The following is a 21254-nucleotide window of genomic DNA, read 5'->3' as shown; positions in this document are numbered from 1 at the left end:
AGCGTTGTCGCGGGATGGTAAAGGCAGCGCATTGTGTCGTGATCGCGGCATCGAGGCAACCGCAAACCGGCTTGCTGCCGCTTTATGTATCCCGGTGGCGCAATAACGAAAGAGCCATGCTGACTTTGTAGTCAGCATGGCTCCGGCAAATCAAGGCAGGACGGCGATTATTTCAGGCTGCCGGACAGGAACTGCCCCAGGCGTTCGCTCTTCGGCGTTACCAGCACTTCCTTCGGATTGCCCTGTTCCTCGATGCGGCCCTGGTGCAGGAAGATCACGTGGTTGGACACCTCGCGGGCGAAGCCCATCTCGTGCGTCACCACCACCATGGTGCGGCCTTCCTTGGCCAGATCCTGCATCACGCGCAGCACTTCGCCCACCAGTTCCGGGTCCAGCGCCGAGGTCGGCTCGTCGAACAGCATCACTTCCGGTTCCATCGCCAGCGCGCGGGCAATCGCCACGCGCTGCTGCTGGCCGCCGGACATGTGCGACGGGTACTTGTCTTCCACGCCCTTGAGGCCAACCTTTTCCAGGTACTTGCGGGCGCGGGCGATGGCTTCATCCTTGGGGATGCCCAGCACGTGCACCGGCGCCTCGATGATGTTTTCCAGCACCGTCATGTGCGCCCACAGGTTGAAGTGCTGGAACACCATCGCCAGCTTGGTGCGGATGCGCGCCAGCTGCTTCGGGTCCTGCGCCTTCAGTGCGCCGTTGCGCTTGTCGGTGATCAGCGCCAGTTGTTCGCCGGTAACGGCGATGCTGCCGCTGTTGGGCTGTTCCAGCATGTTGATGCAGCGCAGGAAGGTACTCTTGCCGGAGCCGGAAGAGCCGATGATGCTGATCACGTCGCCGGCGTGGGCGGTGAGCGACACGCCCTTGAGCACTTCGTGGCTGCCGTAGCTCTTGTGCAGATCGGTGACTTGCAGCTTGATGTTGCCGCCGGTGGCGGACGAAGTCTGGTTCTGGTTCATGCTGAGAGTAACTTTCCGGATTTGAATGCGTCAGCGCTGGCGACTTTGGCCAGCCACTGACCGGCAATGGCGTAATGACGGCTTTCCGTGGCGTACAGCATGCCGGCGCGATGGGCGCGTACGGCACTGACACGGTCGTTGATCGGATCGATCACATCGGCGATGTGCTCGCCCGGCTGCACCAGGCAGCCGGAGGCCAGGTAGTAGTGCACCACGCCGGCATGTGGCGCCAGCAGGGTTTCCGAGCCGGCCAGCGGGGTGGCCGGGTAGACCAGGGCCGGCAGGGCGGGGGCATCGCCGCGAATCACGCCGCGATGCGTCAGGAAGGCGATGATGGCGTCGCAGTCCTGGCGGGCGAAGTCGTGGCCGACATCGGCCTGGCCGCGCAGCTCGATGGTCACCGACAGGCAGGCCATGGCGATGGCGGCCTCGCTGCCGGCGGCCTGTGCCAGGTCGCGCAACTGCCACCACAGCTGGCTGCAGGCTTCGTCGAACGGGTTGTCGCCGGAGTCCTCCGCCAGCAAGGTGGCGACGGCGCCCAGGTAGCGCGCCAGCGGCTCGCACTGTGGCCACAGCGGCGTGCCGGTGTACAGGTGCATCGCGGCAGCGCAGTCGCAGTGCAGGTCCAGCACCACGTCGGCATCGCAGGCCAGCTGCATCAGCTGCTTGCGCAATGCGGCCAACTCCGAGGCCGGCTGCATGGCGGCCACCTTCTGCAGCAGCAGCTGGCGGATGCGGCGGGTGTTGGCCGCGGCATCGCTGCCCAGTTCGTGCTGCAGCTCGGCGAAGATCTCGCCGGCAAACGCCGGGTAGTGGCGATTGAAGTTCTGGCCGGTGTGCAGCTCGAAGCGGCCCAGCGCCACGCCGTTCAGGTTCTGGTCGAGGCCGATCGGGTTGGCCACCGGCACCAGCACCACCTCGCCGGCCAGGCGGCCTTCCGCCTCCAGTGCCGCCAGGCGCTGCTTCAGGTGCCAGGCGGTGAGCATGCCCGGTAGCTCGTCGGCATGCAGGCTGGCCTGGATGTACACCTTCTCGCCGCTGCCGGCCTTGCCGTAGTGGAAGCTGCTGATGCTGCGGCTGCTGCCCAGGCTGCCTCCGGCAAGCGGATGATCAATGCGTTGCATTGCGGCTCCTTAGTGCTTGCGCGGCGCCAGGTAGGCCAGCCAGCGGCCTTCCGCCTTCTTGAACAGCCACACGAAGCCGAAGGTCATCAGCAGGTAGATGCCGGCGGCGGTGAGGAAGGGCTCGAACGGCATGTAGGTGTCGCTGAACACGCGGCGGGCCACGCCGGTAACGTCGGCCAGGGTCACCAGGCCGGCCACCGAGGTGGACTGCATCATCATCACCACCTCGTTGCTGTACGCCGGCAGTGCGCGGCGCAGTGCCGACGGCACCACGATGCGGCGCATCATCAGCCACTTGCTCATGCCCATTGCCTTGGCCGCTTCGATTTCACCGTGGTTGGTGTTGCGGATCTGGCCGGCGATGATCTCGGTGGTGTAGGCGGCGGTGTTGAGGGTGAAGGCCAGGATGGCGCAGGCGTAGGCCTCGCGCAGGTATTCCCACGCCCAGCTGTCGCGTACCCATTCGAACTGCGACAGGCCGTAGTAGATGATGAACAGCTGCACCAAGAGCGGGGTGCCGCGGAACACGTAGGTGTACAGCCATACCGCGGTGGACAGCACGCGGTTGCGCGATACGCGCATCAGTGCCAGCGGTACCGACAGCAGCAGGCCGGCGACCAGCGACAGGAACAGCAGCTCCAGCGTCAGTTGCAGGCCTTCGCTGGTGGACAGCATCGGCGCGCCGTCGGTGCCGCCGAAGAACGCCGGCAGCTTTTCGATAATCAGGTTTACGTCGATCACAGTTCAGTCTCCCGTACGCCGCTGGAGTAACGCTTTTCCAGACGCTTCAGAGCAAAGTCGGACACGCTGGTGATGGCCAGGAACACGCCGCCGACTACCGCATACACGGTGAACGGCTCCTGAGTGATGGATTTGGCGGTATCGGCGCGGTACATCACGTCGTTGAGGCCGATCACCGACACCAGCGCGGTGGACTTCACCAGCACCAGCCAGTTGTTGGAGAAGCTCGGCAGCGCGAAGCGCACCATCTGCGGGAAGGTGATGCGGCAGAACACGCGCAGCGGGCTCATGCCGTAGGCCAGGCCAGCTTCCATCTGTCCCTTGGGTACCGCCATAATGGCGCCGCGGAAGGTCTCGGTCATGTAGGCGCCGAAGATGAAGCCGATGGTCATCACGCCGGCGAAGAAGGAGTTGATTTCCGGTGCCGGCCACTCCATGTAGGTACAGAAGTCGTTGATCATCATCTGCACGCCGAAGAACAGCAGCAGCATCCACACCAGGTCGGGCACGCCGCGCACCACGGTGGAGTACAGCTCGGCCAGCCACACCAGCGGCTTGGACGGTGCCATTTTGAACATGGCGCCGATCAGACCCAGCACCACGGATACAGCCAGCGAGGCCACGGCGACCTGAACGGTCAGCAGCGTGCCTTCCAGAATGCTGGGGAGATAACCCTGTAAAAACATTGCATTACTCCGTAAATCTGCCTTGCGGCCGGTTGGGGCTGCGGCCAACGTCAAAGGTTGGCCGCAGGTGCGGACGGCTTACTTGCCGTAGATATCGAAGCTGAAGTACTTCTTCTGGATCTTGTCGTAGCTGCCGTCGGCGCGGATCTGCTTCAGCGCGGTGTTGAGGCGCGCCAGCAGGGCCTTGTCGGCCTTGCGCACCGCAATGCCGGCACCGATGCCGAAGTATTTCGGATCGTTGTAGTCCGGGCCGACCAGCGCAAAGCCTTTGCCGTTCGGGGTCTTGATGAAGTCCACGTCGCCGACCGCGGCGTCAACGAAGGCGGCGTCGACACGGCCGGCCTTCAGGTCGAGGAAGGATTCCGGTGCCTTGCCATAGGGCACCAGTTTGGCGCCCAGCTTGGCAAAGTGCTCGCGGGCGTATTTTTCCTGGATGGAGGAGCGCAGTACGCCGATTTTCTTGCCTTTGAACCAGGCGTCATTGACCGGGGTGCCGCTCTTGGCCACCAGGCGGCTGGCCATGTTGTAGTACTTGTCGGAGAAGTCCACGGCCTTCTTGCGTTCTTCGGTGATGTTCATCGAGGCAATCACCGCATCGAACTTCTTGGCCTGCAGCGCCGGAATGATGCCGTCAAAATCTTGCGGCACCACTTCGCAGGTCGCTTTCATGGCCTGGCACAGCGCCTGGGCAATGTCCGGGTCGAAACCGGTCATCTTGCCATCGGCACCTTGCTTGGAAAACGGTGGGTAGCTGGCGTCAGTCGCGAAACGCAGGGTTTCGGCCTGGGCGGTCAGGCTCAGAATGAGCGAGGCCGCGCCCAGCATCAGCAAGGGCTTCTTCATGGATTTTCTCCGTCTCAGGGGTGTTTTTATTATCAGGGCCCCGCCGGCGGACGCGGGCGGGGCCTTGCATGCCGGCTTAGTTGCCGTACACGTTAAAGTTGAAGTACTTGTCCTGTACTTTCTTGTAACTGCCGTCCTTGCGGATCTGGGCAATCGCCTGGTTCAGGCGATCCTGCAGTGCCTTGTTGCCTTTTTTCACCGCAATGCCGGCACCGTAGCCGAAGTATTTGCTGTCGCTGTAATCGGCGCCGACAAAGGCAAAACCCTTGCCCTGGGCGGATTTCAGGAAATCGGTCTCGCCGACCACGGAGTCAACGAACATGCCGTCGATGCGGCCGGATTTCAGGTCCAGAAAGCCTTCCGGTGCCTTGCCGTAGGACACCACGGTGGCGCCGTTCTTGCCCCAGAAATCCTTGGCGAATTTTTCCTGGGTGGAGGCGCGCAGCACGCCGACTTTCTTGCCCTTGAACGAAGCCTGGCTCACGGTAGTGCCAGTCTTGGCGATCATGCGGCTGGGGGTGTTGTAGTACTTGTTGGTGAAATCAACCGCCTTCTTGCGCTCGTCGGTGATCGACATCGAGGACAGAATGGCATCGAACTTGTTGGCGTTCAGTGCCGGGATCAGGCCGTCCCAGTCCTGCGGCACGATTTCACAGCTGGCCTTCATCGCGCTGCACAGCGCGTAGGCGATATCCACGTCGAAGCCCTGCAGCTTGCCATCGGCGCCTTGTTTGGCAAACGGCGGATAGTTGCCATCGATGCCGAAACGCACGGTATCGGCGTGGGCGCTGAAAGCGATGGAGGACAGGGCCATGCCGGCCAGGATGAATGCTTTTTTCATGCTATCTCTAACTCTCTCTTGAGGTGCGGAGCCCCGTGTCGGGATTCCGGTTTGCCTGCTGCGCCAGCACGTGCCGCTCGCGTAGCCAGCCCGTGCGGGCCTACCCTTGTAATGTTGTTATTTTGCGATCCCCCAGCGCGGGAGGACGGCGAAATCTTGGCATGCAACGAAAGCAGGCACAATGCAGCGTCCGGGCTTGTGGCCCGCTTTGCCGGAAGGCGCGCATTCTACTGATTTTTTCTTTGTTGTGGAAATGTGTTTGTTTTCAATGGCTTGAATGCTGTTTTTGTCGGAGGTGCCGCTGAGCGCCGCATGAGTATTTTGTAATTTGCCGTCGCATTGCTATAAGGCAAAAAGCGCAACCGGTGTCAAATGCAAAACATTTATGAATTCATGATTGTGCGCTGCGTTTATTGAATGTGTACGTCAATGTCGCAATACGGAAATGCCTTGCTGGTGGCGGCTCTTACAATGCCGCCACACAACACCTGTGTCCCCGAGAACAACTACGAGAAGCAACATGTCGCTTACCAAAAAGACCGAAACCCTTGGGCTGGTCGCTGACATTCTGGCAGTGGCTGAACAGAAACTCTCCGCCAGCGAGGCCGCACGCCTCGGCACCTTTATCCCCCTGTACTTCGAAGAAACCGAGCAGGAAGACCTGAAGAGTTTCTCCCCGCTGGACCTGTTTGGTGCCGCCATGGCGCATTTCGAGTTTGCGCAGAAGCGTGCCCCCGGCCAGGCCAAGGCGCGCATCTACAACCCGGATTTCGAACGTGATGGCTGGCTGAGCACCCACAGCGTGATCGAGATCGTGAACGACGACATGCCGTTCCTGATCGACTCGCTGACCATGCTGCTGGGCCGTCACAACCTGAACCTGCACCTGCTGGTGCACCCGGTGCTGTCCGTTGGCCGCGATGGCAACAACGAGATGACCGAGCTGAAGCGCACCGAGGACCGCAGCCTGCCGCTGGAGTCCTTCATTCACGTGCAGGTGGACCGCGTTAGCGACCCGGCCGTGCTGAAGGCGCTGCAGGACGACCTGGACAGCGTGCTGGGCTATCTGCGCCAGGTGGTGGACGACGAGCCGCAGATGCGCGAAACCATGGCCGCGGTACGTGCCGAAGTGGCCAAGATCAACGGCAGCCGCAGCGACGAAGCCAAGGAAGCGCTGGCGTTCCTGGACTGGATGGCGGCCAACCATTTCATCTTCATGGGTTACTGCGACTACGACCTGGTGAAGCGTGACGGCAAGGACAGCCTGAAGATCGTCAAGGACTCCGGCCTGGGCTTCCTGAAAGACCAGGGCGGCAAGGAATACTCCGCCAGCTTCGAGGCGCTGCCGCAAGAGCTGCGCGAACTGGCGCACCAGCCGCATCTGCTGATTCTGAACAAGTCGCAGTCGCGCTCGGTACTGCACCGTCCGGCCTATATGGACTTCGTCGGCATCAAGCGCTTCAACAGCAAGGGCGAGGTGATCGGCGAGCGTCGCTTCCTCGGCCTGTACACCGCCAGCGCCTACCAGAATTCGCCGAAAGACATCCCTATCCTGCGTCAGAAGGTAGCGCACGTTGTCGCCGCCTGCGACTACGTGGACAACAGCTACAAGGCCAAGACCCTGGGCTTCGTGCTGGAAAGCTACCCGCGCGACGAGCTGTTCGAGATTCCGGCCGATGTGCTAACCCCGATCGCCGAAGGCATCGTCAGCCTGCAGGAGCGCCCGCGCGTGCGCCTGTTCACCCGCGCCGACCGCTACCACCGCTACGTGAGCTGCCTGGTATTCGTGCCGCGCGACAGCTTCAATACCGAGATCCGCCTGAAGATCGAGAAAGTGCTGCTGGCCGCCTTCAACGGCGCCTCCACCGAATTCAGCGTACAGATCAGCGACAGCACCCTGGCGCGCGTGCATTACATCATCCGCACCCAGGGCGGCCACCTGCCGCAGTTCCGCGAGAACGAGCTGGAAGCCGACATTGCCCGCGTGGTGCGCGGCTGGGAAGAAGAGCTGCACCAGCAGCTGATCGAAACCCACGGTGAAGAGAAGGGCAACCTGCTGTTCAACCGCTACCGCGGCGCCTTCCCGGTGGCCTACCGCGAAGAGTTCGCGGCCCGCAACGCCGTGCTGGATATCCAGCTGATCGAAGACGCGGCCGAACAACATGGCCTGGCAATGAAGCTGTATCGCGCCTTCAACCGCAGCCACGGCTACAACCTGAAGCTGTTCCGCGCCGGCCAGCCGCTGGGCCTGTCCGCCAGTCTGCCGATCCTGGAAAACATGGGCGTGCAGGTGCGCGACGAGCATCCGTACCTGGTGGAGCGCAACAGCGAAACCGTGTGGATCAGCGACTTCGGCCTGGAGCTGGGCGCGCACGCCGATGCCATGCAGGACGACGCGGTGCAGAAGAACTTCCAGGCACTGCTGTCGCGCGTGTTTGCCAAGGATTGCGAGAACGACGGCTTCAACCGCCTGGCGGTGGTGGCCGGCCTCGACTGGCGCGAAATCACCCTGGTGCGCGCACTGGCCAAGTATCTGCGTCAGGGCGGTCTGACCTTCAGCCAGGCCTATATCGAAAACTGCGTGGCGCACTACCCGGACATCACCCGCAACCTGGTGAAACTGTTCGTTGCCCGCCTGCACCCGAGCGCTTTCGATGATGCCGCTGCCGCCAAGCTGCAGGACACGCTGAAAGAGCAGCTGGACAAAGTGGCCAACCTGGACGAAGACCGCATCCTGAACGGCTTCCTGCAGGTGATCCTGGCGACCCGCCGCACCAACTTCTGGCAGAAGGACGCCAGCGGCGAGTTCAAGTCCTACGCTTCCTTCAAGCTGGATTCCAACCAGATCTCCTTCCTGCCGCAGCCGCGCCCGATGTTCGAAATCTGGGTGTACAGCCCGCGTGTGGAAGGCGTGCATCTGCGCGGTTCCAAGGTAGCGCGTGGCGGCCTGCGCTGGTCCGACCGCATGGAAGACTTCCGCACCGAGGTGCTGGGTCTGGTGAAGGCGCAGATGGTGAAGAACTCGGTGATCGTGCCGATGGGCTCCAAGGGCGGCTTCGTCGGCAAGCAACTGCCGGCGCCGAGCGACCGCGAAGCCTTCATGGCGGAAGGCATCGCCAGCTACAAGACCTTCATCTCCGCGCTGCTGGACGTGACCGACAACCTGGTGAATGGCCAGGTGGTGCCGCCGCTCGACGTGCGTCGCCTGGATCCGGACGATCCGTATCTGGTGGTGGCCGCCGACAAGGGCACCGCGACCTTCTCCGACATCGCCAACGGCATTTCCGCCGCCTACGACTTCTGGCTGGGTGACGCGTTTGCTTCCGGCGGTTCCGCCGGCTACGACCACAAGGGCATGGGCATTACCGCCCGCGGCGCTTGGGAATCGGTGAAGCGCCACTTCCGCCACCTGGGCATCAACACCCAGGAGCAGGATTTCAGCGTGATCGGTATCGGTGACATGGCCGGCGACGTATTCGGCAACGGCATGCTGCTGTCCGAACACATCTGCCTGAAGGCCGCGTTCAACCACCTGCACATCTTCCTGGACCCGACGCCGAATGCGGCAGTCAGCTTCGCCGAGCGTGCCCGCCTGTTCAACCTGCCGCGTTCCAGCTGGACCGACTACAACCGCGAGCTGATCTCGCAGGGCGGCGGCATCTTCGAACGTTCCGCCAAGTCCATCCCGCTGTCGCCGGAAGTGAAGGCCTGGCTGGAAACCGACAAGGACAGCATGGCGCCGAACGAACTGATCCACGAGCTGCTGAAGGCCAAGGTCGACCTGTTCTACAACGGCGGTATCGGTACCTATATCAAGGCATCCACCCAGAGCCATGCCGATGCCCGCGACCGCGCCAATGACCCGGTACGCGTCAACGGCAACCAGCTGCAGGCGCGCGTGGTGGCCGAAGGCGGCAACCTGACTTGCACCCAGCTGGGTCGTGTCGAGTTCGCCCTGGCCGGCGGTCGCATCTGCACCGACGCCATCGACAACTCCGCCGGCGTGGACTGCTCCGACCATGAAGTGAACATCAAGATTCTGGTGGGCGCGGTAATGCAGGCTGGTGACATGACGCTGAAGCAGCGTAATGACCTGCTGGCGGAGATGACCGAAGAAGTGGGCCACCTGGTGCTGCGCAACAACTACCTGCAGACCCAGGTGCTGGCGATCAACCGCAGCCATGCCGCCTCCATGCTGAGCGCGCACAGCCGCATGATCAGCCACATGGAGAAGACCGGCGAACTGAACCGCGAGATCGAATACCTGCCGACCGACACCCAGATCAACGAGCGTCGTCTGGCCCGTCAGGGTCTGACCTCGCCGGAAGTGGCGGTGCTGCTGGCCTACGGCAAGATTTCGCTGGACCAGGCCATCCTGGCCACCGACGTGCCGGACGATGCCGACTTCCTGCCGGTATTGGTCAACTACTTCCCGAAACCGCTGCAACAGCGTTTTGGCGAGCAGATGCAGCGTCACCACCTGAAGCGCGAGATCATCGCCAACCAGCTGGCGAACCAGATCATTAACCGCATGGGCGTGACCTTCGTGTTCCGCCTGCAGGAAGAGTCCTCGTTCTCCGCCGCCGACATCACCCGCGCCTTCTGGGTGGCCAGCCGCGTGTTCGATGCCGACCGTCTGTGGGGCCAGATCGAACAGCTGGATAACAAGGTGTCTGCCGACCTGCAGGTGGAAATGATGGTGATGGTGCGTACCCTGATCGAGCGTGCCGTGCGCTGGGTGCTGCGCAACCGTCGCCCGATCGGCTCGGTAAGCGCCGCCATCGAGCAGTACGGCGCCAAGGTACAGGCGCTGCTGCAGCAGCTGCCGCAGCTGATCAGCGCCGATGGCTACCCGCAGGTAGCGCGTCTGGAAAAACGCCTGAACCAGCCGAACGTGCCGGCCGAACTGGCCAGCGTGCTGGCGCGTCTGGAGTTCGCGGTACCGCTGATGGACATCATCGAAATCGGTGGCAATAGCGAGCTGCCGCTGGACGTGGTTGCGGCCAACTATCTGCAGCTGGGTCACAGCCTGCAACTGGACTGGCTGCGCAGCGCCATCACCCAGCTGCCGCGCGACAACCGCTGGCAGTCGCTGGCCCGCTCCGCGCTGCGTGACGACCTGTATCGCCAGCACCGCGAGCTGACCCGCCGTGCCCTGGCGGCCGGTGGCGACAGTGCCTTCGTGAACGCCTGGATTGCCCAGCGCGCCAGCGATGTCGAGGCCTGCCAGCAGATGTTTGCCGAGCTGCAGTCGTTCGAGGCGCTGGACCTGGCGATGCTGTCCGCCGGCATGCGCGAGCTGAACAACCATCTGCTGGGCTAACGCCTGATTTATTCGCAGTACTCCCTTAAGCCGACCCTCGCGGGTCGGTTTTTTTTCGCCGTTTTCCGGCGATCGGCAGCGCGCCGGCACATGGGGAAGGGCACCGGGCAGCGCTGGGGTGTGGCGCAGGCTGCTGGTCGCCCGTGCTGTTTCGGGAGTGATTTAGCCGAATGGCATGGTTTGGCGCGGTGCTGTATGTCGATGTTGCGCTGCAAAAACGGCGGATTTGGCGGCATTGCGGTCGGAAAAGGGCGGGATATCCACGGTTTTTCATGTGGCTATTTGTCATTTTCGACTATTTTTGTTGTATGCCGACAACAAACGCCTGTTTCACGACATGGTGCATTTTCTGTGCACAAGCGGTGCGTTTCATTGCAGAAAGCCCGGCAGTGCTGGGTAATTAATGCCAACAAATGTAAATAACATGCACCGCGGGGGTGCTGCTGCCAGGTGCGTGCGGAATTGCTCGGGGTTTCACGGGAATTTGTGTACAGTGCATGCTCGTTTTCTTAAACGGTGTGGTTAAATTAATCAACGGCTGTACTGCGGGACAGGTTGGCCGCTGCATCAGGCAGTGTCTTGAATGCTTTACATCCCCGCGAAGGCCGATTAGCCTAATAAAACTGAAACAAGATTCCGCCAAGCGGAACAAGTGGAGAAAGCAGGATGAGCGAGCAACAAGCAGCTTCGGACGTGCTGGTAAGCTTTCGTGGTGTGCAAAAGAGCTACGATGGCGAATCCCTGATCGTCAAAAGCCTGGATCTGGATATTCGCCGCGGCGAGTTCCTCACCATGCTGGGGCCGTCCGGCTCCGGCAAGACCACCTGCCTGATGATGCTGGCGGGCTTCGAAACCCCCACCCACGGTGAAATCCGTCTTGGCGGCCAGTTGCTGAACAATGTGCCCCCGCACAAGCGCAACATCGGCATGGTGTTTCAGAACTACGCGCTGTTCCCCCACATGACCGTAGCTGAAAACCTGGCCTATCCGCTGACCATCCGCAAAATGAGCAAGAGCGATGTCGCCGCGCGCGTGAAAAAGGCGCTGGACATGGTGCAGCTGGGCAATCTGGCCAACCGCTACCCGGGCCAGATGTCCGGTGGCCAGCAGCAGCGCGTGGCGCTGGCGCGCGCGCTGGTGTTCGAGCCGCAGCTGGTGCTGATGGACGAGCCGCTGGGCGCGCTGGACAAGCAGCTGCGCGAACACATGCAGCTGGAGATCAAGCATATCCATGACACCCTCGGCATCACCGTGGTGTACGTGACGCACGACCAGAGCGAAGCGCTGACCATGTCTGATCGCGTGGCCGTGTTCAAGGACGGCATCATCCAGCAGATCGATGCGGCCAACGTGCTGTACGAAAAGCCGGTCAATTCCTTCGTTGCCAACTTCATCGGCGAGAACAACACCCTGCACGGCGAAGTCGTGGCGGTGGAGCAGGGCAGCGCCGTAGTGCGCCTGGCATCCGGCGATACCGTCAAGGCCAGCGCCATTTGCGTCGACCGTGCCGGCGAGCCGACCTCGATGTCGATCCGCCCGGAGCGGGTACGCCTGAACCAGTTTGCCGAAGCCTGCGAAAACCGCCTGTCGGCACGCCTGGCCGAGTTCATCTACTTTGGCGACCACGTGCGCCTGCGCCTGGACGTGGCCGGCCAGAGCGGCTTCATGGTGAAAGTGCCGGTCGGCGAGCTGGACAGCCGCTGGCAAGTGGGTGACACCCTCAATGTTGGCTGGATGTCGCACGACATCCGCGCCCTGGATTCGGCTGTCGTCGCACATTGAACGGATGCGCTGGGCGGCAGGCGGCAACGCCTGCGCCGCAGCCGGCCGACGCTGTGCGCCTGACCAGATGAACCACCCGCAGTACCCAACCAAGTACCAAAACAAGGCCTGTTACAACGGGTCGCTAACTGCTGTCTGCAAACGTGCAATCTTCGAGGAGTTATTCATGACCAAATTTGCCCCCCGCCTTGCCGTTCTGTCCGTTGCCGTCGCGTTCGCTGCGCCGGCCATGGCTAAGGACATTACCGTGATTTCCTTTGGCGGCGCCAACAAGGAAGCGCAAAACGCTGCTTATTACCAGACCTTCGAAAAGACCTCTGGTAACAAGATCACCGCGGGTGATTACAACGGCGAGATGGCCAAGATCAAGGCAATGGTGGACACCAAGAAAGTGACTTGGGACGTCGTTGAAGTTGAATCTCCGGAACTGCTGCGTGGTTGCGAAGAGGGCATGTTCGAGAAGATCAACTGGGCACAGATTGGCAGCAAGGCCGACTTCGTGAAGCCGGCGGTATCCGAATGTGGCGTCGGCATCTTCGTATGGTCCACCGCGCTGGCCTACAACGCCGACAAGCTGAAGGCCGCGCCGCAGAACTGGGCCGACTTCTGGAACGTGCAGAAATTCCCGGGCAAGCGTGGCCTGCGCAAGGGCGCCAAGTACACGCTGGAGTTCGCGCTGCAGGCTGATGGCGTGAAGCCGGCCGACGTGTACAAGGTACTGGCCACCAAGGCCGGTGTGGATCGTGCCTTCAAGAAACTGGACCAGCTGAAGCCGAACATCCAGTGGTGGGAAGCCGGCGCGCAGCCGCCGCAGTTCCTGGCCTCCGGCGACGTGGTGATGAGCTCGGCCTACAACGGTCGTATCGACACCGCGCAGAAGGAAGGCAAGAACCTGAAAGTGGTATGGACCGGCAGCGTGTATGACGTGGATTCCTGGGCCGTGCCGAAGGGCTCGCCGAAGCTGAAGGAAGCCATGGACTTCATCAAGCACGCCAGCAAGCCGGAAAACCAGGCCATCTACTCCAACAAGATCGCCTACGGCCCGACCAACCTGAAGGCGGTACAGAAAGTGGATCCGAAGTCGGCTTCCAACCTGCCGACCTGGCCGGCCAACCTGAAGAACGCGCTGGCGCTGGACGTGAACTTCTGGGTTGAACACGGCGAAGAGCTGGAAGAACGCTTCAACGCTTGGGCTGCCCGCTAAGTAGTGCCTGACGGGCTGTCGTAGCCTGTTGTTGGCCGCACCGCCGGTGCGGCCAACTTCATGGCGCACAGTCAGCCTGCCGGGGGTGGCAAACCCTCGATCTTTGCTGATCTGTCCTGCTATCAATCAGATAACAGGACTTTCCGGAAGTGATGCCCACTATGTCCGAATCCCTTTCCGTCAATGCGCCGCTGACGGCCGCCGATGGCGAGCCGCTCAAGCTGAAGCTGGCGCGTGAGCGTCGTAACAAGCAGCTGAAGGCCGCCGCGCTGGTTGCGCCGCTGGCCATCTTCCTGCTGCTGACCTTTGTGATCCCGATTGTCACCCTGCTCAAGCGCAGCGTGGACAACCCGGAAGTGGTGACCTACCTGCCACAGACCAGCCAGCAGATCGCCGGCTGGGACCGCCGTGCGCTGCCGTCCGAAGAAGTGTTCCGCGCCATGGCGCAGGATCTGACCGTGGCGAAAGAGGCCAAGACCGTGTCCGAAGTGGCCAAGCGCCTGAACATGGATATCAGCGGTTTCCGTTCGCTGCTGCAAAAAACCGCGCGCAAGATGCCGCTGGAGTTGGCCGCAGGCGAGTCGGTACGCGACCGCTTCATCCAGATCGACGAGCGCTGGGGCGACCCGGACCACTGGCACGTGATCGCCAAGAATGCCAAGTCGTGGACACCGTATTACCTGTACAGCTCGCTGGACCTGCGCGAGACCAAGGCCGGCAGCCCGGAGCTGGCACCGGTGGAAGAGCGCGCGTTCCTGAACATCTTTGGCCGCACGCTGTGGATCAGCCTGTGGGTGACGGTGTTCTGTCTGCTGCTGGGTTATCCGCTGGCGTACTGGCTGGCCAACCTGCCGGCACGTAAGAGCAACCTGCTGATGATTCTGGTGCTGCTGCCGTTCTGGACTTCGGTACTGGTGCGCGTGGCGTCGTGGATCGTGCTGCTGCAGCGCGAAGGCCTGATCAATAGCGCGCTGATGAACCTTGGCATTATCGGCGAGCCGTTGCAGCTGGCCTTCAACCGGGTCGGTGTCTACATCGCCATGGTGCACATCCTGCTGCCGTTCGTGATCCTGCCGGCCTACAGCGTGATGAAGAGCATTCCGCAGACCTATATGCGCGCCGCCATTTCGCTGGGCGACCACCCGTTTGCCGCCTTCTGGAAGATCTACTTCCCGCAGACCGTGGCTGGCGTGGCCGCTGGCGCCTTGCTGGTGTTCATCATGTGCATCGGCTACTACATCACGCCGGCACTGCTGGGCAGCCCGGAAGAGCAGATGGTGAGCTACTACGTGGCGTTCTACACCAACGTCACCATCAACTGGGGTATGGCCGCCGCACTGGGCAGCCTGCTGCTTCTCGCCACCATGACGCTGTACGCGGTGTACAGCAAGCTGGTGGGTGCCAACCGTCTGAGCCTGGGGTAAATCATGCTGCCGAATTATGCTTCCCCTATCGAACGCCTCTGGTTCTGGACCTTCCGTACCCTGTGCGTGCTGATCCTGATCTTCCTGGTGTCGCCGTTGCTGGTGATCGTACCGCTGTCGTTCTCCGCCGATACCTTCCTGCTGTACCCGATCCAGTCGTTCTCGCTGCGCTGGTACCAGGAATTCTTCGGCAACGGCGTGTGGCTGTCCTCACTGAAGAACAGCTTCATCGTGGCACCGGCGGCAACGCTGCTGGCCACCTCGCTGGGCACGTTGGCCGCAGTGGGGCTGACCTCGTCGGACTTCCCCGGCAAGTCGTTCCTGATGACGGTGCTGATCTCGCCGATGGTGGTGCCGGTGGTGATTGTCGGCGTCGGTGCCTACCTGTTCTTCGCGCCGATCGGCCTGTCCAACAGCTACCTGGCACTGATCCTGGTGCATACCGCGCTGGGCGTGCCCTTCGTGGTGATCACCGTGTCGGCGACGCTGCGCGGTTTCAACAGCAACCTGATCCGTGCCAGCGCCAGTCTGGGTGGCAATGCCATCACCACCTACCGTCGCGTGGTGCTGCCGCTGATCGCCCCGGGGGTGATTTCCGGCGCGCTGTTCGCCTTTGCCACCTCGTTCGACGAAGTGGTGGTGACGCTGTTCCTCGCCGGCCCGGAGCAGACCACGCTGCCGCGCCAGATGTTCAGCGGCATCAAGGAAAACATCAGTCCGGCGATCGCCGCCGCGGCCACGGTGTTGATCCTGTTCTCTATCGCCTTGTTGCTGACGCTGGAGTGGCTGCGCGGCCGCGCCGAACGCATGCGCACCAGCAAGGTGGAGTAGATCGCCTGACGGCAATAAAAAGCCCCGCTACGGCGGGGCTTTTTTCATGCCAACGGGCGACTGGCTCAGAACAGCTCAATATCGCCTTGCGGCCAACTATCCGCCTGCACCAGCCCCTGCTGTTGCAGCTGCGCGTAGTCCACCACCTGGTTGCGGCCGTGCTCCTTGGCGTGATACAGCGCCTTGTCGGCCTGTTCCACCACGTTGGCCGGCAAGGGCTGGCGCTCGATGCGCACGTGGCCGATGCTGATGGTCACCTGGCCCACCTGCGGAAACGCGGTGCCGGCGATCTGCTGCCGCAGCTGTTGCAGCAGCTGCTCGACGCTGCGGCTGCTGGGCCTGAGCACGGCGGCAAATTCTTCGCCACCATAGCGGTACAGCCGGCCTTCCTGACCCAGGGTATCGGCCATCAACTGCGACATGCGCAGCAGCACCTCGTCGCCGACGATATGGCCGTAGCGATCGTTGATCTGCTTGAAGTGGTCGATGTCCAGCAGTGCCAGCGTGTACTGCGCGCCGGGCATCGACAGCAGCTCATACAGCCGGCTGTCAAAGGTGCGACGGTTCAGCAGCCCGGTCAGCATGTCGCGCTCGGCGTCGTACAGCAGGCGCAGGTAGTTCTCGTGAATCAGTACGATGGCGGCCAGAAAGCCCTGCTCCTGCTCGCCCAGCGTGGCGCCGGCCAGCTCCAGCAGCGCCAGGCGGCGATTGCGCTGGCGGATCACCTGCCAGGTCTGGCCGTCCAGATGCCACGGCGCCGGGTCGTCATCACTGTGCAGGATGGCGCGGCGCATGCTGTCGTCCGGCTGCTGCCAGACGCGCGGGGCAACCTTGCGATAGCCGTCCGCCTTGTCCTGGCGGTGCAGCAGGCGCACTTCCAGCTCCTGGTCGTTGCCGCGCAGGCTGTAAAAGCGGATGTGGTGCTCGGGCAGCAGCACGCCGATCAGTTCCAGCAGGCTGCGCTCCAGCTCGCGCTGCTCACGCTGCGCGCTCATTTTCGCCATCTGCTGTACCAGGTGGGCGATGCTGGGGTTGGCCGCACTGCTGCTCATGTCATCTTTCTGGCGTGAAGTGCCGCTCAAGCGCGGCCGGTGCTGCCAAAGCCGCCGACACCGCGCTCGGAAGCGTCGAAATCCTCGACGATATTCAGCGCCACCTGCACCACCGGCACGATAATCATCTGCGCGATGCGTTCCAGCGGCGCCAGTTTGAAGGTGGTGTCGCCACGGTTCCATACCGACACCATCAGCTGGCCTTGGTAGTCGGAATCGATCAGCCCCACCAGATTGCCCAGCACGATGCCGTGCTTGTGGCCGAGGCCGGAGCGCGGCAGGATCATCGCCGCCAGTGTCGGGTCGGCCAGGTGGATGGCCATGCCGGTGGGCACCAGCACGGTCTGGCCGGGTTCCACCAGCAGGTCGCCATCGATGGCGGCGCGCAGGTCCAGGCCGGCGGAGCCGCTGGTGGCGTAGGCCGGCAGGCAGTCGTGCAGGCGGGAATCGAGAATCTTGACGTCGAGTACGGGTGTGTTCATTGCGTGCGTTTTTCAGTAATACGGTTGGGGGTTAGCGGTTGAGGCAGCGGGCGAGGTGGGCGACGATGGCGCGGCCAACCTCGTCCTTGGACATGGCCGGCAGCGGGTGCTGGCCGGCGTCGTCCAGCAGCACCACTTCGTTGCTGTCGGCACCCATGGCGTGTTGCGCCAGGTTGGCCACCAGCAGCGGCACCTTCTTGCGCTGGCGTTTCTGCTCGGCAAAATCCAGCAGGTTCTGGCTTTCCGCCGCGAAGCCGACGCAGAACGGCGCCGCCGGCAGGCCGGCCACGGTGGCGAGGATGTCCGGGTTTTCTTCCAGCTCGATCACCGGCACGGCGTCGCCTTTCTTCAGCTTGTGCTCGCTGCGGTTCTTCACCCGGTAGTCGGCCACTGCCGCCACGCTGATGAATACATCGCTGCGGCCAACCTCGGATAGTACCGCCTGGTACATTTCCTGTGCACTCTGTACCGGCAGCAGGCGCACATCCACGGGCGGGGTGAGCGCGGTGGGGCCGGATACCAGGGTGACCTCGGCGCCGGCGTCGCGGCAGGCGCGCGCCAGCGCGTAGCCCATCTTGCCGGAGCTGATATTGGTGATGCCGCGCACGGCGTCTATCGGCTCGAAGGTCGGCCCGGCGGTGAGTAGCACCTGTTTGCCACTCAGCACTTTCTCATCGAAAAAGCCCTGCAGCAGCTCGAAGACCTCTTCCGGCTCCAGCATGCGGCCCGGGCCGGTTTCGCCGCAGGCCTGCACGCCATGCGCCGGCCCCCACACCGTTACGCCATCGGCGCGCAGCTGGGCGATATTGCGCTGGTTGGGCGGGTTGTCCCACATTTGGCGGTTCATTGCCGGCACCACCACCAGCGGGCAGGTGCGCGCCGCGGCCATGGTGGAAATCAGGTCGTCGCAGGCGCCGTGCGCCAGCTTGAAGATGCAGTCGGCGGTGGCCGGCACGATCACGAAGGCATCGGCGCGGCGCGACATCTCGATGTGCGCCATGGCGTTGTCCGGGCGGCTGTCCCACACGTCGTGGTACACCGCATGGCCGGATAGCGCCTGGAAGGTCAGCGGCGTCACGAAGCGGGTGGCGCTTTCGCTCATCACCACTTCCACGCGGTGGCCGGCTTTCACCAGCAGCCGCGTCAATTCGGCGGCCTTGTAGGCGGCCACGCCGCCGGTAATGCCCAGAAGAATGTTTTTTTGCGCCATGCCAGTCTCGGAATGCTGCGGTTTCATCACGCCGCAATTGTAACGGAAGCACCCGTGCCGCGGTGCGTATGCGGCCAACTATCGAATAGTGATTTGTCATTAATAATCTGGTAAAAATCATGCTATAGCCAAATCTAGGAGCTTGCGATGTCCATCACGCACTGGCCGGAAGCCGAGCGCCCACGCGAGAAACTGCGGCAGCACGGCCCGCAGATACTGTCGGATGCCGAGCTGCTGGCGATCTTCCTGCGCACCGGGGTGCGTGGCCTGTCGGCGGTGGACATGGCGCGCCAGCTGCTGCAGCGATTTGGCAGCCTGGGCAAGCTGCTGGCCGCCGGCGAGGCGGACATCAGCCGCTGCGCCGGCATGGGGCCGGCCAAGTATGCGCAGTTTGCCGCCATCAAGGAGCTGGCGCGGCGCCTGCTGGCCGAGGACATGCAGCTGGGCGACGTGCTGGACAGCCCGGACGCGGTGCGCCACTACCTGCGGCTGGCCATCGGTGCGCAGGATGTGGAAGTGTTCGTGGTGCTGTTCCTGACGGCACAAAATCGCGTGCTGGCAGTCGAAGAAGTAGCGCGTGGCACCTTGACCGAAACGCGGGTCTACCCGCGGGAGGTGGTGCGCCGGGCCCTGCAGCACAATGCCAGTGCCGTGATCGTGGCGCACAATCATCCTTCCGGCGTGGCCGAGCCATCGGCCGCCGATCGGGCACTGACCGCCACGCTCAAGCAGGCGTTGCTGCTGGTCGATATCCGGTTACTGGATCATTTTGTGGTGACCGGCACGCGCGCCGAATCGCTGGCCGAGCGTGGCTGGGTCTAGCGTGCAGAGGGAGAATCAACGGGTGATGAACGGGTAAGATGTGCCGGCAGCCGGCCGGTGCATACTGGGTGACACAGACCGCGGTCAGCCGGCTGGCCGCCATTGGAGGGGCGTACCATGAACATTCTGCAGTTGCTCAACCAGTCCGATTACATCCAGATCAACAACCAGCTGATCAAGCCGGAATTCATGTTTGCCTCCGAGGATTACGCCGAAGACGACGACGTGGCGCTGGAGGCGCAGCTGGACGGCGCCGAACTGGTGCTGACCGTAGCCGACCTGGAAGACGCCACGCCGCTGGCGGACGGCGCCTACTGGATAGAAAGCGTGGGCTATCTGCGCTTCCTTAGCCGCCAGGCCCTGCATTGACCCACCCCGCAACGGGTAGCCAGCCGCCGCAAGGCGGCTTTCTGCTGTCTGCGGGGCCAGCTTGAGTAATTGCCGGGGCTGCCAGATAATCGCCGCCCCCTTTTTGACCGCACGATACCGGTGGAGCAGGCAGCAATGACCAAAGTTGTAGTGGTAGGCAGCATCAATATGGACTTGGTGGTGGTGACCGACCGCTTTCCTGCGCCGGGCGAAACCATCAGCGGCGAGCGCTTTCTCACCGTGCCGGGCGGCAAGGGTGCCAACCAGGCGGTGGCCGCCAGCCGGCTGGGCGCCAGTGTCAGCATGGTGGGCAAGGTTGGCCGCGATGCGTTCGGCGACGAGCTGCTGGCCGGCCTGCAGCGCGAAGGCATCGATACCCGCCACGTTGGCCGCGCCGAGGTGGCTACCGGTGTGGCGCTGATCACCGTCAGTGGTGGCGAAAACAGCATCGTGGTGGTGCCTGGTGCCAACCATGCGCTGCTGCCGGCCGACATCGCCGCCGCCGAGCCGCAGCTGGCGGCCGCCGACGTGATCCTGACCCAGCTGGAGATTCCGCTGGCGACGGTGCAGGCGCTGCTGCAGCTGGCCGCCCGCCACCGCGTGCCGGTGATCCTCAACCCGGCGCCGGCGCAGCCGCTGCCGGCCGATCTGCTGCAGCGCTGCGCGCTGATCACCCCGAACGAACATGAACTGGCGACGGTGCTGGGTCGCCCGGGCGCGGAGATGGCCAGCCTGCTGCCGTTGCTGCCGGGCAAGGTGGTGATGACGCACGGCAAGCATGGCGCCTGGCATGCGCGTGCCGATGGCTCGCTGCATCACCAGCCGGGCTTCGCGGTGCAGGCGGTGGACAGCACCGGCGCCGGCGATACCTTCAACGGCGCGCTGGCCACCTTCCTGCCGCTGGGGCTGGAAGCGGCGCTGCGCCATGCCGCCGCCGCCGGTGCGCTGGCGGTCACCCGCCTCGGCGCACAGGGCGGCATGCCACGCCGCGACGAGCTGTTGGCCTTCATGAGCAGTTGATCTGGCGCAAGTTGGCAGCCAGACGCGGTCGATAAAATGCCGGCTTCCAAATGCTTAGTGCATGAGCACGAGTTGGGGTCGAGATGGAAAAAATTCGCGTAGCGATGGTGGGGGCGGGCGAGACCGCAACCCCGCTGCTGAAGCAGTTGCTGGCATCGGACTTTGTCGAGCTGGTGGGGGTGGCCGAGCTTAATCCGGCGCTGCCGGGCGTGGCGCTGGTCCAGTCGCATGGCATTCCGGTGACGGACAACTTCATCGAACTGGCGGAGCAGGGCGAGCGGGTGGATATCATCATCGACCTGACCGGCTCGCGCAAAGTGCGCGAAGACCTGCGCCGCTTCATGCAGTTCGCCGGCAACAATCACACCGTGATCATGCACGAGCGCATTGCGCTGCTGCTGATGTCGCTGTCGGCCGGCAAGCTGGTGCAGACCCGCCACGAGTCGCTCGGTTACTGATGGTTTAGTGCCATTGCCGGTTCCGCGACTGGCCGGCAATGTTGAAGGAGGGCTACGGCCCTCCTTTTTTC

18 protein-coding genes are annotated in these 21254 nt (G+C 63.0%); 9 read left to right on the top strand and 9 right to left on the bottom strand.

Annotated elements, in window-relative coordinates; translation table 11 throughout:
- Nucleotides 1–167: 167 nt before the first annotated feature.
- The 6 genes from ACFOLG_RS16045 to ACFOLG_RS16020 form a co-directional block, all read right to left on the bottom strand.
- The gene (locus tag ACFOLG_RS16045) at nucleotides 168–971 is read right to left on the bottom strand and encodes an ABC transporter ATP-binding protein (RefSeq protein WP_386093674.1); all 804 of its coding nucleotides are present in this window, start codon (nucleotides 969–971) and stop codon (nucleotides 168–170) included.
- Nucleotides 968–2095 (bottom strand): succinylglutamate desuccinylase/aspartoacylase family protein, encoded by a 1128-nt coding sequence (locus ACFOLG_RS16040; RefSeq protein WP_386093671.1) that lies wholly within the window; start codon nucleotides 2093–2095, stop codon nucleotides 968–970. Before ACFOLG_RS16040 ends, ACFOLG_RS16045 begins: the two co-directional genes overlap by 4 nt.
- A 9-nt stretch (nucleotides 2096–2104) precedes the next feature.
- A complete protein-coding gene (locus ACFOLG_RS16035; protein WP_386093668.1) occupies nucleotides 2105–2836 on the bottom strand; it encodes an ABC transporter permease in 732 nt (243 codons plus the stop codon).
- The gene (locus ACFOLG_RS16030; protein WP_386093665.1) at nucleotides 2833–3522 is read right to left on the bottom strand and encodes an ABC transporter permease; all 690 of its coding nucleotides are present in this window, start codon (nucleotides 3520–3522) and stop codon (nucleotides 2833–2835) included. The genes ACFOLG_RS16035 and ACFOLG_RS16030 overlap by 4 nt, the downstream gene beginning before the upstream one ends.
- 78 nt (nucleotides 3523–3600) lie before the next feature.
- Nucleotides 3601–4365 carry an ABC transporter substrate-binding protein gene (locus tag ACFOLG_RS16025; protein ID WP_386093663.1) on the bottom strand — a complete coding sequence of 255 codons (765 nt, stop codon included), beginning with the start codon at nucleotides 4363–4365 and terminating at the stop codon, nucleotides 3601–3603.
- 76 nt (nucleotides 4366–4441) lie between these two features.
- Nucleotides 4442–5206 carry an ABC transporter substrate-binding protein gene (locus tag ACFOLG_RS16020; RefSeq protein WP_386093660.1) on the bottom strand — a complete coding sequence of 255 codons (765 nt, stop codon included), beginning with the start codon at nucleotides 5204–5206 and terminating at the stop codon, nucleotides 4442–4444.
- 520 nt (nucleotides 5207–5726) lie between these two features.
- Between ACFOLG_RS16020 and ACFOLG_RS16015 the strand changes: the two genes are divergently transcribed.
- The 5 genes from ACFOLG_RS16015 (at nucleotide 5727) to ACFOLG_RS15995 (ending at nucleotide 15770) form a co-directional block, all read left to right on the top strand.
- Nucleotides 5727–10529: an NAD-glutamate dehydrogenase gene (locus ACFOLG_RS16015; protein WP_386093657.1), complete on the top strand. Its 4803-nt coding sequence runs from the start codon at nucleotides 5727–5729 to the stop codon at nucleotides 10527–10529.
- A 666-nt stretch (nucleotides 10530–11195) separates the two neighbouring features.
- Nucleotides 11196–12311: an ABC transporter ATP-binding protein gene (locus ACFOLG_RS16010; RefSeq protein ID WP_386093655.1), complete on the top strand. Its 1116-nt coding sequence runs from the start codon at nucleotides 11196–11198 to the stop codon at nucleotides 12309–12311.
- A gap of 229 nt (nucleotides 12312–12540) precedes the next feature.
- Complete coding sequence (locus ACFOLG_RS16005) at nucleotides 12541–13515, top strand: ABC transporter substrate-binding protein (protein WP_386093652.1); 975 nt, start codon at nucleotides 12541–12543, stop codon at nucleotides 13513–13515.
- Nucleotides 13516–13676: 161 nt separating this feature from the next.
- Nucleotides 13677–14939: an ABC transporter permease gene (locus ACFOLG_RS16000; RefSeq protein WP_386093650.1), complete on the top strand. Its 1263-nt coding sequence runs from the start codon at nucleotides 13677–13679 to the stop codon at nucleotides 14937–14939.
- A 3-nt stretch (nucleotides 14940–14942) separates the two neighbouring features.
- The gene (locus ACFOLG_RS15995) at nucleotides 14943–15770 is read left to right on the top strand and encodes an ABC transporter permease (protein ID WP_386093647.1); all 828 of its coding nucleotides are present in this window, start codon (nucleotides 14943–14945) and stop codon (nucleotides 15768–15770) included.
- A 65-nt stretch (nucleotides 15771–15835) separates the two neighbouring features.
- On the opposite strand, the gene ACFOLG_RS15990 is transcribed toward ACFOLG_RS15995, so the two are convergent.
- Genes ACFOLG_RS15990 through coaBC form a run of 3 tightly spaced genes read right to left on the bottom strand, consistent with a single transcriptional unit; the run spans nucleotide 15836 to nucleotide 18514 of the window.
- Nucleotides 15836–16822 (bottom strand): GGDEF domain-containing protein, encoded by a 987-nt coding sequence (locus ACFOLG_RS15990; RefSeq protein ID WP_386093644.1) that lies wholly within the window; start codon nucleotides 16820–16822, stop codon nucleotides 15836–15838.
- Between the two features lie 26 nt (nucleotides 16823–16848).
- Nucleotides 16849–17304, bottom strand: coding sequence for a dUTP diphosphatase (gene dut / locus ACFOLG_RS15985; protein WP_386093641.1), 456 nt, complete (start codon nucleotides 17302–17304; stop codon nucleotides 16849–16851).
- Nucleotides 17305–17335: 31 nt separating this feature from the next.
- Complete coding sequence (gene coaBC / locus ACFOLG_RS15980) at nucleotides 17336–18514, bottom strand: bifunctional phosphopantothenoylcysteine decarboxylase/phosphopantothenate--cysteine ligase CoaBC (RefSeq protein WP_386093638.1); 1179 nt, start codon at nucleotides 18512–18514, stop codon at nucleotides 17336–17338.
- Nucleotides 18515–18661: 147 nt separating this feature from the next.
- Here coaBC and radC point away from each other — a divergent pair, with 147 nt between their 5' ends.
- The 4 genes from radC to ACFOLG_RS15960 all read left to right on the top strand — a co-directional run bounded on the left by radC (nucleotide 18662) and on the right by ACFOLG_RS15960 (nucleotide 21183).
- Complete coding sequence (radC, locus tag ACFOLG_RS15975) at nucleotides 18662–19336, top strand: RadC family protein (RefSeq protein ID WP_386093635.1); 675 nt, start codon at nucleotides 18662–18664, stop codon at nucleotides 19334–19336.
- Between the two features lie 117 nt (nucleotides 19337–19453).
- Entirely contained in the window at nucleotides 19454–19705 is a 252-nt protein-coding gene (locus ACFOLG_RS15970) for a hypothetical protein (protein WP_386093632.1), read from the top strand.
- Between the two features lie 135 nt (nucleotides 19706–19840).
- Complete coding sequence (gene rbsK, locus ACFOLG_RS15965; RefSeq protein WP_386093629.1) at nucleotides 19841–20725, top strand: ribokinase; 885 nt, start codon at nucleotides 19841–19843, stop codon at nucleotides 20723–20725.
- Between the two features lie 83 nt (nucleotides 20726–20808).
- Nucleotides 20809–21183, top strand: a complete 375-nt coding sequence (locus tag ACFOLG_RS15960; RefSeq protein WP_386093626.1) for an oxidoreductase — start codon at nucleotides 20809–20811, stop codon at nucleotides 21181–21183.
- The last annotated feature ends 71 nt before the right edge of the window (nucleotides 21184–21254 follow it).

The organism is Vogesella facilis, from assembly GCF_042648525.1.
Lineage (GTDB): Bacteria > Pseudomonadota > Gammaproteobacteria > Burkholderiales > Chromobacteriaceae > Vogesella > Vogesella facilis.
This window is presented reverse-complemented; position numbering and strand designations above follow the sequence as displayed.